Source organism: Terriglobus albidus, from assembly GCF_008000815.1.
In the GTDB taxonomy this organism is placed as follows: domain Bacteria; phylum Acidobacteriota; class Terriglobia; order Terriglobales; family Acidobacteriaceae; genus Terriglobus; species Terriglobus albidus_A.
In genome coordinates this window covers 4,964,839-4,979,205 of the sequence record NZ_CP042806.1, presented here as the reverse complement: position 1 = coordinate 4,979,205, position 14,367 = coordinate 4,964,839, and the positions used below count along the sequence as shown (strand labels likewise).

The window sequence follows — 14,367 nt, the reverse complement described above, 5'->3', positions numbered from 1 at the left end:
AGGCCGGCTGAAGCCCGCCGCTCCCACGGGTTCTCCAACCTGCCTTAGAAATGATAAGCCTAGTTGCTGGAGCGAGCAGAACCCCTGCGCCAGAACAACAGCGCAATCACGCCGAGGAAACACAGGCCGCCAAACGTGTCGAGGCCGACATCGACGATAGTTCCGGTTCGATCTGGCATGAAGTACTGGTGTAACTCATCGCTGGATGCGACAAAGACTGTCGTGCAGATCGCCATGAGTGCGGAGCGCGCACGCCAAGCGCCGATAGGCATGTGCCGCAGAGTGCGGGCAAAGGTCAGCAGCCAGGCACGCAGGCTGGTGATGCAGAGCAGGCCATATCCGGTAAAGTGACCGGTCTTGCGGATGTAGTGGTGAATCTCCTGCCAGCGGAGGTTATCCACTTTACCGAAGATGGCTTCCCAGACCGGCCTGAACATGCCATCGGTGTTGGCGGCCGAGAACGTGTGCGTGGACTCCGTGATGATGGCAGCGACCATGATGATGGCCGGAAGCCAGGCATAGAGGAGCCAGCGCACACCGGTGCGTGATTCCAGGTTGGAAGGTCTTTTGCGGAAGACGCCCATTTATTCGACGTGATAGTTGGGCGCTTCGCGCGTGATGATGACATCGTGAACGTGCGACTCGCGCAAACCGGCGCCGGAGATGCGAATGAAGCGGCCGTTCTTCTGCAGATCCGGAATCGTGCCGCAGCCCAGGTAGCCCATGCCCGAGCGCAGGCCGCCGACGAGCTGGTAAACCATGTTCTCCAGCGGTCCGCGATGCGGTACGCGGCCTTCGATGCCTTCCGGAACGAACTTGGCCAGGCGGTTAGAGTTTGTCGGCTCCGGAGCGGTGATCGACTGCCGTTCTGCCGCCGACCCGTCCTTCATGTCGTCTTTGCCTTGGAAGTAACGTTCGCCCGATCCCTGCGCCATCGCAGAGAGCGAGCCCATGCCGCGGTAGGCCTTGAAGCTGCGGCCTTGGTAAAGGATGGTCTCACCCGGGGACTCGTCCACGCCGGCGAAGAGCGAACCCATCATGACGATGGAGGCGCCGGCGGCGATGGCCTTGGTGATATCACCGGAGTACTTGATGCCGCCGTCAGCGATGACGGAGATGCCGCGCTCATCGGCGGCGCGGTAGGCCTCCGAGATTGCGGTGATCTGGGGCATACCTGCGCCGGTTACCATGCGGGTGGTGCAGATGGAGCCAGGTCCAATGCCGACTTTGACGGCGTCGGCGCCGGCTTCGATGAGAGCAGCGCAGCCTTCGTAGGTGGCAATGTTGCCGGCGATGAGATCAACGTTGGGGAAGCGCTTCTTGCACTCAGCGACAGCTTCCAGAACGCGGCTGGAGTGGCCGTGGGCAGAGTCGATGGCGAGAGCGTCGACGCGGGCCTTGATCAGCTCAGCCGCACGCTCCAGAAAGTCACCCGTGGCGCCGATGGCTCCGGCGACACGTAGACGGCCCTGGTCGTCCTTGCAGGCGTTGGGATACTTCAACTTCTTCTGGATGTCTTTGACGGTGATCAGGCCTTTTAGCTCATAGGCGTCGTTGACCACCAGAAGCTTCTCCACGCGATGTTGATGGAGGATCTGTTCAGCCTGCTCCAGGGTAGTGCCGACCGGGACGGTGATGAGGTTGTTCTTGGTCATCACCTCGTCGATGCGGAGATCGGTACGGGAGACGAAGCGGAGGTCGCGGTTGGTCAGGATGCCGACCAGCTTGCGGTTGCGCGTGACCGGAACGCCGGAGATCTTGTAACGCCGCATCACATCAAGGGCGTCCGCAATCGGCTGATCGGGTCCGATGGTTACCGGGTCAACGATCATGCCGGACTCGGAGCGCTTGACCTTATCGATCTCGCTTGCCTGGGCGTCAATGGTTAGATTGCGGTGGACAACGCCCATGCCGCCCTGCTGGGCCATGGCAATGGCCAGACGGGACTCGGTGACGGTGTCCATTGCGGCCGACATCAGCGGAATATTCAGCGTGATGTTGGCGGTAAGCCGGGTCTGCGTGGAAACCTGCGTGGGGACAACGTCGGAGTACGCAGGAACAAGCAGGACGTCATCGAAGGTAAGTGCCTCAGGTACGGGTGAAGCGATCATGTTCTTGAGATTGTAGTGCAGTTGTGCAAAACGGGTGTGCTTGGTGCCCCGCCCTTACCTATGCCATGGCAGTGCGATTGCGGCCTTGTTCCTTGGCTATGTATAGGTTACGGTCGGCGCGAGCGAGCACGGCAAAGATGTCGCCGTCTCCCGGCAGGGAAGCTGCAATGCCGATAGAAACGGAAAAATGAAGCTCTTCTCCAGTCTCGGCGGTGATCGGGAGAGAGGCTACGGTGGAGCGGATGGACTCGGCGAGTTCGAGGGCGGTCTCGGGATGAGTGTTGGGAAGAAGAATGGAAAACTCTTCTCCTCCGAGTCGGCCCATACGATCGTGCGGACGAAGGCAGCTCAGGGTGGCTCCGACGAATTCGAGGATGACGCGGTCTCCGGTGGCATGGCCCCAGGTGTCGTTGATGGATTTGAAGTGGTCAAGATCCAGCGCCAGCATGGCAATGGGAGAACCGGTGCGCCGGAACCGTTGAAAGATCTTGGCGCACTCCTCCAGAAAGGCACGACGGTTCAGCGAGCCAGTCAGCGGGTCAGTGCGTGCGGCGGTGATAAGGGCATCGTAGGAAACTTTAAGCCGGTGGAAGAGCGGCTGATAGATGAAAAGCGCCTCAGTGAGTAGCAAGAGCAACATGAAGCAGAGCAGAAGCAGCATGGTGTGGTTCAGCCGCTGGATGGCCTCTTCGCTGTCCGCCTGATAGGCGGTAACCGCCATCTCCAGCGCGGGCAAAAGTTTCTGCTGCAACAGGAAACCAATTGCGTTAAGGTCTTCGTTGCCGAGGCTAACTCCTTCATGCCTGGTTGCAGCGAAATGCTTGGCGTGGTCGAGGAACTGGTCGCCGAGATGTTCGAGAGAGTCTTGCCCGTCGAAGTAGATGGTCTGCAGCCGCGGAGTGGCAGGAGGGAGAATTCGCGGAGAGACGGATCCGTGCAGCAGATTGTCACGTTCCCGTTCCATCTGGGTAATGGCATTAATCAGCTCAACCCGCGCTTGAACAAAGTCTTCCGATCCATCGGCCATCTGCAGGGAGATGCGGAAGATGCGTTGAGCCAGCATGCGTTGCCTTCCCGCCATATTCACGGTGCCGGCCGTTGCAGACTGGCGCTGGATGATGGTGTTGGTCAGCAGGTGGGAACTGATCGACAGAGCCGCAATGAGTAGCAGGGCGGTGACGTAGGTGACCGTGGTGCGCCGCGAAACAGGCGTACTGGCCAATTTGGCCGGAGGGGTAGCCATGTCGCTCCTTAGGGAAGGGTGACTACGGTACGGAGACGTTGTTATGCACTAACTTAGCAGGTCGCCTGATGTCCATGGGGCTTGGAGGGAAAGCCGGGGAACTGAGGACGCCTTAGTTCAGCCGTTGCAGGCTGGCGACCAGCTTTTCGGCCAGCGGCTCTCCGGATTCGGTCCAGAGCAGGCGGCTGGAGATGCCGCTATGTTTCTCAACCGACAGAGTGAAGGCCAGAAGCTTCTCCACGTTCTGCTGGATCTTTTGCCCGGCGGTCTTGTCCAGTTCCTCGTCTTCGAGGACCCAGGGTGTGTCGAGGCCGAAGTCGATGCGGATATGGCCGTTCTGGTCGTAGGCGCCGGAGTCGAACTCCGGACCGAGGCCGATGACCTTGACGGTATGAGGCTGTAGCCGCCAGGTGGTGTCGAACCCCTCGACGGACTCCGGCAGCCAGAGCTGCCACTTCATCTCGAACTCGTAGGCGGTGTCGTCGTGGAGCTGTTCGGTGGCCTCTCGGACGGCATTTTCGATCTTGGAGTCATCGCTCTCCTGCGCCTCCTCGTCATTGACATAGATGCGCTGATAGACGGGTGCCTCGGTCCAGTCAATGGGAATAGCGGATGCCGCGGAGACACGGCTGTCGCCGGAGATGCGGGCGAACTGCTGCAAGACGCTGATCAGAGCGGCGGGCAACGCTTCCAGCCGGAAGTTGGGAAACCAGAGGGAAAGGTAGAGTTGATCGCTCATGCAGGCTTCATTGTAGGCCGGTGAGAGAATAGATGTGGCACGGAATGCGGATAACGGTTGAGCGATTGCGGATGTGGCTGCTGATCGGTGCGGGCGCGCTGCTCTTGCTGGTGGCCGGCTTCATTGGCTATGCGCGGTATCGGACGGGAAGTTTTTTGAAGAGGCTACCGGCGAAGCTCGGTGTCGATATCAAGCAGTCGACGAATGGGTTCACCTACTCCCAGAGCGTCAAGGGCCGAACACTCTTTACCGTACATGCGTCGAAGATGATTCAGCGCACCGACGGCAAGGTGACGCTGCACGACGTCAAAATTATCGTGCATGACGGCTCCCGGATCGACCGCATCAGCAGCAACGAGTTCATCTACGACCAGACCAACGGCGTCATCCAGGCAGACGGCGAAGTTCATCTCGACCTGGACACTCCGGAAGGGAAGGAAGAGCAGGCGGCCGTACATGTGAAGACCAGCGGTCTGGTCTTTCTGCAGAAGCTGGGCCTTGCCGCCACTGAGAAACCAATCGAATTTGCCGCCAAGGGAGTAAGCGGTCACGCCACGGGCGCCGACTACAGCACCGATACCGGACTGTTGGTCTTGCACTCCGCCGTGGAGGCTACAACCGAGGCGAAGGGCCGCCAGATCCAGATGTTCGCCGGTTGGGCTCAGCTTGACCGCAAGGGACAGGTTGCGCAACTGAAGCAGACTCGGATGGTGCAGGGCGGCTCCGTCGGAGAAGCCGCTGAGGCAACCGTGCATCTTCGCCGGGATGGTTCGGCCGAGCGGATTGAAACCTCCGGAGGGCTAAAGGTCACCTCCGACGATGGGCGCCTGCTGACGGCGCAGCGCAGCGAGACATGGCTGAGTGCCCGCAGTGAACCGGAACGGGTTCGGCTTCAGGGGGCAGTGCACACGGAGCAGAACACTGCCGAACGGATTTCGCGCGGCGATGCGTCCGAGGCTCTGGTGGAGTTCGGAGCAGGTGGCGTGGCAAAGGTAGCCCACCTGACTGGAGGCGTGCACCTGACAGATGCGGAGGGGAAGCGGACCTCGCGGGACCTGCGTGCCGCCAAGGTTGACCTCCACTTCGAGCAGGTGGAGAAGAATCCCGTGCTGCGCTCAGCGGTGGCTGAGGGAGATGCCAATGTGTTGAGCGTTGCCGATGGAGCGCGCAGCCACTTCCAGGCGGATCTGCTGACGGCGCAGTTTGTCGGCGACCGGCGGCCTCGTGCGTCGCAGGTCCATGGTGAGGGGCATGCCCGCATGGAATCGGCCTCAGCGAAGGGTGTCACCCAGACCGGTGCTTCCGATCGCATCGATGTTGCACTGAATGCCGCCAATGAGGTGGAATCGGGCACGATGTCCGGCGGCGTAACCGTGACGCAGGCCAGCGTGGTGAAGGGACAGCCTCGTCAGAGCAGGGCGACGGGCGATCAGGCGGTGTTGAAGCAGGACGGCCTGGTTGAGCTGACAGGGCATCCCCGTGTCAGTGACGGAGACGGAAGTGTAGAGGCGGAACGGATCCAGATGCAGCGTCAGACGCAGCAATCCTGGGCCATTGGCAATGTGAAAGCGACCTATGCCCGCGGCAACGACCCCATGCACGTAATCGCGGACCGCGCTGAGTGGAGACCTCAGGACGAACTGGCGATCTTCACCGGTGGAGCCCGCCCGGCCCGTCTGTGGCAGTCGAACTCCCAGGTCGAGGCACCCGCGATCACGCTCGACCGTGGGAAGCATACGGCTTTGGCCGCGGCAGGCAATGGCATGGTGCGAGCGGTACTGGTCTCGGCGGCTACTCCGAAGCGTCCCTCGGCGGTCTATCGCATTACAGCCCGTCAGATGAGCTTCAGCGAAGCCCAACACCAGGTGGAGTTTGCCGGACCTGTTCGGATGGAGAGCGCCGACGGCACTGTCAGCGCGCGGCAGGCGACAGTCTTTCTTTCTGCCTCCAAAGCAAAAACGGCTGATTTCAGCGGCAACGTGGAGCGGGTAGTCGCCAAAGAAGAGGTTGTGATCGACCAGGGACAGCGCCGGGGTACGGGCGGCCAGTTGGTCTATACGGCGGCCGATGGACTGGCCGTTCTTACCGGATCTCCTAAAGTGGTGGATCCGCAACAGGGGACGATCACCGGGACGGAATTGAGCTTCCACGCAGCGGATGGTAGCGTGGTTGTATCGGGCGCGAGCGACCGGCGTGTGCGTACCGAAACGCAGGTGAAGTAATGCGCAGGCTGTCAACAGATGAGATCGGAAAGAGCTATGGCGGCCGGCCAGTAGTACGCGGGGTCAGCCTGCACGTCAGCCAGGGCGAGGTCGTCGGCCTATTGGGCCCCAATGGGGCGGGCAAGACGACAAGTTTCTACATGATGGTGGGCCTGGTGCGGCCCGATATCGGCCGGGTGCTCTCAGATGGCGTCGATATCAGCCGGGTTCCCATGTATATGCGGGCCCGGAAGTTCGGCATCAGCTATCTGCCACAGGAACCTTCGGTCTTCCGCAAGCTCTCGGTCGAAGAGAACATCATGGCGGTTCTGGAGGCGCAACAGCTCTCGCCCGAGACACGGCGGACGCGTCAGGAAAAGCTGATCGAGCAGCTCAATCTGGGCCCAGTCCGTAAGACCCAGGGGTATGCGCTCTCCGGCGGTCTGCGCCGCCGCGTGGAGATCGCCCGCTGCCTGTGTATCCAGCCGGCTTTCATCCTTCTGGATGAGCCGTTTTCGGGAATCGATCCGATCGCGGTGCTGGATCTGCAGGAGATCATCTTTGACCTGAAGACCAGCGGGATCGGAGTTTTGATCACCGACCATAACGTCCGGGAGACGCTGAGTGTCACCGACCGCGCTTACATCATTAATGAGGGCAAAATCTTCCGGGAGGGAACTCCAGGTGAACTTGGACGCGATCCGGAGGTCAAGCGCATCTATTTGGGAGAGGGGTTTTCGTTGTAGTACAACCCCCACTTTACAAGCCTGCATGCGGGTGTAGACTACGGCACACGGTCGGAGAGACCCTGCCGCGGAGATAAAGAAGGGATCCAGTAACAAAGAGTGCTCCTCCAACCCAAGCTCAACGTAAAGATCTCCCAACGCCAGGTGTTGACGCCTGGCCTGATGCAGATGGTCAGCGTATTGGCGCTGAACAAGCTTGAGCTCAGGGAGATGATCAACACTGAGATCGTCGAGAACCCTGTTCTTGAGGAGATCGAGAGCAACGACCCCTCCTTCGAAGAGCTCGCCGGACGCGAGGGCGACCGCGAGCGGACCGCCGAAGAAACTGCCGTCAAGGAGGAGAAGGACCCCTTCGAAGAGATTGATTTCGGCAGCTACTTCCAGGAGTATCTGGACCCTGGTTTCCGAACGGGCAATCTGGGCGGTGAGGAGCTGGACAAGCCTTCCTTCGAGAACTTCCTTTCCAAGCCAAGCACACTGACGGACCATCTGCTGTGGCAGCTCGGCTCCGTCCATCTGCCAGACGAGGTGCGGTCGGCCGCGGAGCTGATGATCGGCAATCTGGATGAGAACGGGTATTTAGTCGCCACCGACGAAGAGCTCGCCACGGCTTTACGAGAGCAGGGGATTGAGCATCCAGAGGCGGCGCTGGAAGAAGCCCACAAGGTGATCGGGACACTTGACCCAGCCGGTGTGGGAGCGCGTGATCTTAAGGAATGCCTGCTGATGCAGCTCGCCGCGCGCGAACGCGAGGCCGAGGCGGCTGCCGAGCGGCGTGCCTCGTACCGGGCTCAGAAAGAGCATGAGGACGACTTCTCCGTCGAGATCGATCGTCGGGTCGAGGATGTCGAGAAGCTGGCGGCAGAGCACCGTAGTTGTGTCATGCGGATCGCCGATGCGATCGTGCAGCAACATCTGGCTCTGCTGCAGAAGAAGGATATGCGCGAGCTGGTGAAGGAGTGCGCGCAGTCGCCGGAGACGGTGCAGGAGGCGGTGGACGTTATCCGCTCGCTCGATCCTCGTCCAGGCCAGCGCTACAACAATGCGGAGACGCGGCTGATTGAACCCGATGTCGCTTTCGTAAAGCGCGGCGATGAGTACGTGGTGGTGATGAATGAGGAGGATATGCCGGCGCTGCGGTTGAATGCGGGCTATCGCCGCATGATGCACCAGAAGGATGCCGACCGTGACCTGAAGGAGTACGTGAAGGAGCGGTATCGTTCGGCGATCCAGCTATTGCGGAATATCGAACAGCGGAAGAATACGATCGTGCGTACCTGCGAGGCAATCGTGCGCCGGCAGCATGATTTTCTTGAGAAGGGCATCGACGGTCTGCGGCCGATGATGATCAAGGAGGTTGCCGAGGAGATCGGCGTACATCCCTCTACGGTCAGCCGTGCGGTGTCGAATAAATATGTCCATACGCCGCAGGGCGTATACGAGCTTCGTTTCTTTTTCTCGGAAGGAGTGAATGGGCCTGAAGGTGGCGACCTTCCACTCGTACTGCTCAAACGGAAGGTAAAGAAGCTGATTGAAGATGAGGACCCGCGCCAACCTTATACGGACGACTACCTGGCCGCCGAACTGCAGCGCCAGGGAATTCAGATTACTCGTCGCACCGTTGCAAAGTACCGGGAAGAAATGCAGATTCCCAGTACCCATAAACGCAGAGTACGCTAATCGCGTCTAACCAGACCTTAGAAAGAGGTGCCCAATATGCACGTGGAATACACCGCACGAAAGGTCGTTGTTACCAAGAAGCTGAAGGCCCTGGCTGAAGAGGGTTTGAAGCGGATTGAAAAGCTGGTCGACGATACAGCCAAAGTCCACATCTTTTTAAACTGCGAAAAGTACCGCTGCAGCGTGGAAATCACCTTGAAGACCAAGCTGAAAGACATCGCAGCCTTGTGCATCTCACCGGAAGCGGAGATCGCGTTGCGCGACGCTCTGGACAAGATCGAGAAGCAGGTCTTGAAGCAGAAGAAGACTATCGTGACACGGAAACGCCACCCCCAGGGAGATAAGCTGACGGCGGGCACCGTCCGGCTGAGCGGTGACGAAGCCCGCGCCGCGACGGACAAGGTCTCCGCAATGCCGGCCGCCCGAAAGTCGAAGCTGAACGGCCACGCCAACGGCAAGGTGGCCGTGATAGCGCATAGCTTCCCGCAGATGGCCAGCCTGCCGGAGCCACACATCATTCGCTCGCTGGATTCGGTGGCGATGCGCCCTATGACCCTGGAGGAGGCGCTGAAGGAAGCACACTACCGCGATAAGGACATCTTTATCTTCCGTAACCGGACGGGGCAGTTGTTGGTGCTGCATCGTATGCGTGACGGCAAGATGGAGCTGATTGAGACGCCGGCGTAGTAGCATCTCTGCATGCCAAAGAAGGGTACGACGCGGGCGGCATCCCCAAAGAAGAAATCGGATGGAAAGGACAGGCTCGTCATTCTGACGGGCTTGTCCGGTTCCGGCAAACTCAGTGCTCTGAAGGCATTTGAGGACCTTGGGTTCTACTCGGTCGACAACCTGCCGCTGGAACTGGTCCCCAGGTTTGCCGACCTGGTGCGGCAGTCGCACGAGATCGATCGTGCCGCTCTCGTGGTGGATGTGCGCGAGGGCATGAAGCTCGACGCATTTCCCGCAATCCTGAAAGAAGTCCGCAAAGTACTGGATACCAGAGTTGTCTTCCTGGAGGCGACCGACGAGGTACTGTTGCGCCGGTTCAGCGAGACGCGCCGGCCGCATCCGCTGGGACGGAACGATACGGTGTTGCAGTCGATCCAGCGGGAGCGGAAGCGGCTCGATCCCATCCGGAATGTGGCCGATGTCATTCTGGACACCACCAAGTTCAATGTCCACGAGCTGCGAACCCATATTAACCAGCAGTTCGACCGTGGAGATACCGATCAGAACCTGCTGGTAAGCTCCATCAGCTTCGGCTTCAAGAATGGTGTACCGCCGGAGGCTGACCTCGTCTTCGATGTGCGTTTCCTGCCGAATCCGCACTTCATCCCCGAGTTCCGCAAGGAAACCGGGCTGAACCCGAAGGTGGCGCGCTACGTGAAGCGCTTCCCGCAGACGAAGGAGTTCCTGGACAAGACCACCGATCTGATGAAGTTTCTGCTGCCGTTCTACGTCAAGGAAGGCAAGAGCTACCTGACCATCGCCTTTGGATGTACCGGTGGCCAGCATCGGTCGGTCGCAATCGCCGAAGAGATGAAAAAGCGGCTGGAGGCTGCGGGCTATCGGGTCAAGACCGGACACAGGGACATGCCGCGTTGACCGGCCAAGAGCAAGTCCTTTTGGGGCTGATTAGAATAAGACCGATGTCTCCCATCACCAACTTCGGTCTGGGGGTGCGCATTTGAGGCGCATCTGGAGGTTGCTGCTATACGCGCGGCCATACATGCTTTACTCGCTGGCCTCGGTCGTGCTGATGGCGATCGTCGGGGCAATGGCGGCCTTCCGCATTCTTCTGGTCAAGCCGATCTTCGACAATGTGTTGCGACCGGATGCGCTCTCGCGGGACGTTCTGGTCTTCCACATTCCGTTCTGGAACCTGACGCTCAATCTGCAATGGTTTGTACCGAATCACTTTCACCATGCCTGGACGGTGGTGGCCTATGCTCTGGTGTGTTCGGCGCTCGTGAAGAGCATCTGCGATTACTTCGGGACCTATCTGGTGAACTACGCCGGCTTCGGCATGATCACCGATCTGCGCAACGACCTCTATAACGCCGTCCTTCGCCGCTCGGTCGCGTTCTTTCAGCGGCACACGACGGGTACGCTGCTTTCGACGCTGATCAACGACATCGAAAAAGTTCAGGTTGCGATGTCGTCGGTGTTGAGTGAACTGCTGCAGCAGTTCTTCACATTATTGTGGACGGCGGTGGTCGTGGTTCTGATGGGTGGCAGGCTGAGCTGGGTGCTCCTGTTGTTTGTGCCGGTGGTGATCTCGTCGGCGCGGCGCATTGGTCGCAGTGTTCGGAGCACTACTCGGAAGGGCCAGGACAAGCTGGCCGAGATTCAGAACATCCTGCACGAGACCATCACCGGCAACCGCATCGTGAAGGCCTTCGGCATGGAGCTATGGGAGATGAACCGCTTCCGCAAGGCGGCGCGCCGTCTCTTCAGCGCCAATCTGAAGAGCGTGAGCGTGCAGGCGATTAGCTCCCCGCTAATGGACGCCATTGGGTCGGTCGCTATTGCGCTGCTGTTGTTATTTGGGCGTGATCGCATTCTGAGGCATGAGATGACGGCCGGATCATTCATCTCGTTTCTGGTGGCCGTATTCACGTTGTATGACCCGGTGCGCAAGTTTGCCCTGTTCTACAACAGCTTTCAGCAGGCACTCGGCGCCAGTGATGAGATATTCCGATTCATGGACGCTCAGGATGATGTGATCGAGAAGAAGAAGGCACTTCCCCTACAGGGCTTCCAGAACGAAATCCGGTTTGAACACGTCGGCTTTGCGTATGAGGTTGATCATGAGCAGAAGCAGGTGCTGCGGGACATCAATCTGGATGTGAGGCGTGGCGAGGTGATCGCCTTTGTCGGCCCCAGCGGCGCCGGCAAGTCGACACTGGTGAATCTGATCCCGCGCTTCTTCGATGTGACCGAAGGGGCGATCTCAGTCGATGGTCACGATCTGCGCGACGTCACCATCGCATCGTTGCGCAAGCTGATCGGCAAGGTGACGCAGGAAATCGTTCTGTTCAATGACACGGTGCGCAACAACATCGCGTATGGCCAGCCCGATGTGCCGTTAGCCCGGGTACAGGAGGCTGCGAAGGCGGCTCTGGCGCACGATTTCATTGAGCGGTTGCCGAACGGTTACGACACCATGATCGGCGAAAAGGGCGCGCGTCTCTCCGGTGGGGAACGCCAGCGTCTGGCGATTGCGCGAGCTCTGCTCAAGAATGCGCCGATCCTGATTCTGGACGAGGCGACCTCGGCGCTGGATACGGAGAGCGAGTCCCTGGTGCAGGCCGCCCTGGCCAACCTGATGCAGGGACGTACAGTATTTGTGATTGCGCATCGGTTGAGCACGGTTCGCCGCGCCGACCGCATCGCAGTGATCGAGCAAGGGCAGATTACCGAGATTGGGTCGCACGAGGAGCTGCTACAGCTCTCCGGCACGTACAAGCGGCTGTATGACCTGCAGTTCGTCAATGACCGGGCTGTTGAAACTGTTGCGGAAGGGACCGCATGAGTCTTGCATATTCGATGACGGGGTTTGCCCGTATTCAAGGCAGTGTGGCTGAGGGCGTTGGATTTACGCTCTCGCTGAAGAGTGTCAACCACCGTTTCCTCGATCTGCATATGCGCCTTCCCGCCGGTTGCGATGCGCTGGAGATGCAGCTTCGCAAGCTGCTCAAGGAGCAGTTGCGCCGCGGCCATGTCGAGGTAACACTGCAGCTCGATCGCCAGCGGCAGCGCACACTGCAGTATGACCGTACCGCTGTGGCCGCGTATGTCGACGCGTATCGTCGGGCGGCGGAGGAGAATAGCCTGTCCGGCGAACCGGACCTCTCCAGCATTCTGCGCATGCCCGGAGTGTTCAGCTCGGATGGCGAAGATTCTGAGCTGAGGCCGGAGCAGATTGAGGCGGCTGTGCTGCAGGAGGTGGAACCGCTGATTGCCTCGCTGCGGTCAATGCGGGCCCAGGAGGGTGCGGCGCTCGTGGCCGAGCTCGATACCTGCATGGTGCGTATCGGGGCTGTTGCAGACGAAGTGAACACGCTGCGGGTCGACGTGCGCGCCAGCTACTACGAGCGTATCCGGACCCGGATTGCGGAGCTGACCGAAGGCGTCAGTATCAGCGAAGAGCGTCTGCTCTCCGAGGCCGCGATCATGGCCGAACGCAGTGACGTGGAAGAGGAGATCGTCCGGCTGAAGACCCACGTCGACCACTTCCGTGGCCTGCTCGCCGCCGGTGGAGAATTGGGGAAGAAACTCGACTTCCTGCTGCAGGAACTGAACCGGGAATCAAATACGCTGCTCTCCAAGACCAGCGGAGCCAACACGGCAAATGGCCTCAGGATCACCGAGCTTGGCCTGGAGCTCAAGACGGTGATCGAAAAGGCAAGGGAACAGGTACAGAACCTGGAATAAGGGCGGCTGTGCCGCCCAGTTGCTAGTTCCTGGTTGCTGGTTGCTAGTTGCTAGTTGGGATAGCCGGTACTCCCTTTTTGTCATTTCGGAGCGACCGCAGGGAACGGAGAAATCTGCTTTTCTACCAGCTCGTTTCCTTGCGAAACATAGAAGGCACCGTGTTATGTACACTTTCCAAAAGAAACATTTCTTCTGATGGCAGGCATTCTCTTCATCATCTCCGCGCCTTCCGGCTCGGGTAAGTCGACTCTTGTGGCCGGTGTCCGCTCGCTTGTGGCCGGGCTTGAATTTTCGGTCTCCTACACCACCCGCGCGCCGCGCGGTTCTGAGGTGGATGGCGAGGCGTATCACTTCACCACGCGTGAAAACTTTGAGGCGATGATCGCCCGTGATGAATTCCTGGAGTGGGCCGAGGTCTTCGGCAACTACTACGGCACGGCGCGTTCGGCGCTGGATCAGGCACGGCAGCACAACCACGACCTGCTGCTTGATATCGACGTGCAGGGAGCGATGCAGGTGATGCAGAAGATGCCGGACGCAATCTCCATCTTCATCCTGCCGCCGAGCCCGCAGGTGCTTGAGATGCGGCTGCGTAACCGGTCGCTGGCCGAAAACATGAGCGACGAGACGGTGATTCAGCGGCGGCTGACTGAGGCACGGAACGAACTGCAGTTTCTGGAGAAGTACAAATACGCCGTGGTGAATGACGTGCTGGACCAGGCGGTGACGGAGCTGAAGGCGGTCGTCATGACCGAGCGTGGGGAAGAAGGACGCTATCTGCGTGAGCTGGCACAGTCGTGCCGCACCTCGGCGATGTCGGAGCGGCTGAGCCATTCGCTCCACAGCTTTGCCAGGGATTAGTTCGCCTCTCGTACTTTCATTCCCGAATTCGACCTCGAAAATCCACAGCGTAAATTCATGCTTGGCGACTCCGATGCGAGCGGGTACATTGCTTGCATACGGAGGCAAGCAATGGATCCAAAGCTCGTCAATAAGTACAGCCTGGTTAAGGGAGCGGCGCGCCGTGCGCGTCAACTGCAGTCGGGTGCAGCCCCTCTGATCGCGTCTAAATCGATGAAGGCATGCCGTGTTGCCCAGGACGAGATTCTCTCCGGGCAGGTAAAGTTTGTCGTTCCCAAAACCGAGTTGAAGCCCGACATCGAGTCTGTGCTTTAGAGCATTTTCTCTGTAGGTCTAGGGCTTCCGCATC

The 14,367-nt window shown here is 59.6% G+C and carries 13 protein-coding genes; 9 read left to right on the top strand and 4 right to left on the bottom strand.

From position 1 onward, the window contains the following. Nucleotides 1–59: 59 nt before the first annotated feature. The 4 genes from FTW19_RS19870 to FTW19_RS19855 all read right to left on the bottom strand — a co-directional run bounded on the left by FTW19_RS19870 (nt 60) and on the right by FTW19_RS19855 (nt 4,093). Nucleotides 60–584: a VanZ family protein gene (locus FTW19_RS19870; RefSeq protein ID WP_147649308.1), complete on the bottom strand. Its 525-nt coding sequence runs from the start codon at nt 582–584 to the stop codon at nt 60–62. Beyond that, nucleotides 585–2,111 carry an IMP dehydrogenase gene (guaB, locus tag FTW19_RS19865; RefSeq protein WP_147649307.1) on the bottom strand — a complete coding sequence of 509 codons (1,527 nt, stop codon included), beginning with the start codon at nt 2,109–2,111 and terminating at the stop codon, nt 585–587. A 58-nt stretch (nt 2,112–2,169) separates the two neighbouring features. Beyond that, nucleotides 2,170–3,354 carry a GGDEF domain-containing protein gene (locus tag FTW19_RS19860; protein WP_147649306.1) on the bottom strand — a complete coding sequence of 395 codons (1,185 nt, stop codon included), beginning with the start codon at nt 3,352–3,354 and terminating at the stop codon, nt 2,170–2,172. Nucleotides 3,355–3,466: 112 nt separating this feature from the next. Continuing rightward, nucleotides 3,467–4,093 (bottom strand): hypothetical protein, encoded by a 627-nt coding sequence (locus FTW19_RS19855; RefSeq protein WP_147649305.1) that lies wholly within the window; start codon nt 4,091–4,093, stop codon nt 3,467–3,469. A gap of 44 nt (nt 4,094–4,137) precedes the next feature. On the opposite strand from FTW19_RS19855, the gene FTW19_RS19850 reads away from it, so the two are divergent. The 9 genes from FTW19_RS19850 to rpoZ all read left to right on the top strand — a co-directional run bounded on the left by FTW19_RS19850 (nt 4,138) and on the right by rpoZ (nt 14,333). Continuing rightward, nucleotides 4,138–6,315, top strand: coding sequence for an LptA/OstA family protein (locus FTW19_RS19850; RefSeq protein ID WP_187143067.1), 2,178 nt, complete (start codon nt 4,138–4,140; stop codon nt 6,313–6,315). After that, nucleotides 6,315–7,040 (top strand): LPS export ABC transporter ATP-binding protein, encoded by a 726-nt coding sequence (gene lptB / locus FTW19_RS19845; RefSeq protein WP_147649303.1) that lies wholly within the window; start codon nt 6,315–6,317, stop codon nt 7,038–7,040. The genes FTW19_RS19850 and lptB overlap by 1 nt, the downstream gene beginning before the upstream one ends. Before the next feature lie 99 nt (nt 7,041–7,139). Further along, nucleotides 7,140–8,720, top strand: a complete 1,581-nt coding sequence (gene rpoN / locus FTW19_RS19840; RefSeq protein WP_147649302.1) for an RNA polymerase factor sigma-54 — start codon at nt 7,140–7,142, stop codon at nt 8,718–8,720. A 36-nt stretch (nt 8,721–8,756) separates the two neighbouring features. Next, the gene (gene hpf, locus FTW19_RS19835; protein ID WP_147649301.1) at nt 8,757–9,407 is read left to right on the top strand and encodes a ribosome hibernation-promoting factor, HPF/YfiA family; all 651 of its coding nucleotides are present in this window, start codon (nt 8,757–8,759) and stop codon (nt 9,405–9,407) included. Nucleotides 9,408–9,419: 12 nt separating this feature from the next. Further along, a complete protein-coding gene (gene rapZ / locus FTW19_RS19830) occupies nt 9,420–10,325 on the top strand; it encodes an RNase adapter RapZ (RefSeq protein ID WP_147649300.1) in 906 nt (301 codons plus the stop codon). An 82-nt stretch (nt 10,326–10,407) separates the two neighbouring features. After that, nucleotides 10,408–12,255 carry an ABC transporter ATP-binding protein gene (locus FTW19_RS19825; protein WP_147649299.1) on the top strand — a complete coding sequence of 616 codons (1,848 nt, stop codon included), beginning with the start codon at nt 10,408–10,410 and terminating at the stop codon, nt 12,253–12,255. Further along, entirely contained in the window at nt 12,252–13,157 is a 906-nt protein-coding gene (locus tag FTW19_RS19820) for a YicC/YloC family endoribonuclease (RefSeq protein ID WP_147649298.1), read from the top strand. The genes FTW19_RS19825 and FTW19_RS19820 overlap by 4 nt, the downstream gene beginning before the upstream one ends. Before the next feature lie 195 nt (nt 13,158–13,352). Then, nucleotides 13,353–14,018 carry a guanylate kinase gene (gene gmk, locus FTW19_RS19815; RefSeq protein WP_147649297.1) on the top strand — a complete coding sequence of 222 codons (666 nt, stop codon included), beginning with the start codon at nt 13,353–13,355 and terminating at the stop codon, nt 14,016–14,018. Nucleotides 14,019–14,129: 111 nt separating this feature from the next. Beyond that, complete coding sequence (rpoZ, locus tag FTW19_RS19810) at nt 14,130–14,333, top strand: DNA-directed RNA polymerase subunit omega (RefSeq protein ID WP_147649296.1); 204 nt, start codon at nt 14,130–14,132, stop codon at nt 14,331–14,333. Nucleotides 14,334–14,367: the final 34 nt, after the last annotated feature.

Excerpts from the sequence above, each read along its gene's own strand:
- FTW19_RS19870 (WP_147649308.1), bottom strand. The coding sequence starts at position 584 with ATGGGCGTCTTCCGCAAAAGACCTTCCAACCTGGAATCACGCACCGGT.
- guaB (WP_147649307.1), bottom strand. The coding sequence starts at position 2,111 with ATGATCGCTTCACCCGTACCTGAGGCACTTACCTTCGATGACGTCCTG.
- FTW19_RS19860 (WP_147649306.1), bottom strand. The coding sequence starts at position 3,354 with ATGGCTACCCCTCCGGCCAAATTGGCCAGTACGCCTGTTTCGCGGCGC.
- FTW19_RS19855 (WP_147649305.1), bottom strand. The coding sequence starts at position 4,093 with ATGAGCGATCAACTCTACCTTTCCCTCTGGTTTCCCAACTTCCGGCTG.
- FTW19_RS19850 (WP_187143067.1), top strand. The coding sequence starts at position 4,138 with ATGCGGATAACGGTTGAGCGATTGCGGATGTGGCTGCTGATCGGTGCG.
- lptB (WP_147649303.1), top strand. The coding sequence starts at position 6,315 with ATGCGCAGGCTGTCAACAGATGAGATCGGAAAGAGCTATGGCGGCCGG.
- hpf (WP_147649301.1), top strand. The coding sequence starts at position 8,757 with ATGCACGTGGAATACACCGCACGAAAGGTCGTTGTTACCAAGAAGCTG.
- rapZ (WP_147649300.1), top strand. The coding sequence starts at position 9,420 with ATGCCAAAGAAGGGTACGACGCGGGCGGCATCCCCAAAGAAGAAATCG.
- FTW19_RS19820 (WP_147649298.1), top strand. The coding sequence starts at position 12,252 with ATGAGTCTTGCATATTCGATGACGGGGTTTGCCCGTATTCAAGGCAGT.
- gmk (WP_147649297.1), top strand. The coding sequence starts at position 13,353 with ATGGCAGGCATTCTCTTCATCATCTCCGCGCCTTCCGGCTCGGGTAAG.
- rpoZ (WP_147649296.1), top strand. The coding sequence starts at position 14,130 with ATGGATCCAAAGCTCGTCAATAAGTACAGCCTGGTTAAGGGAGCGGCG.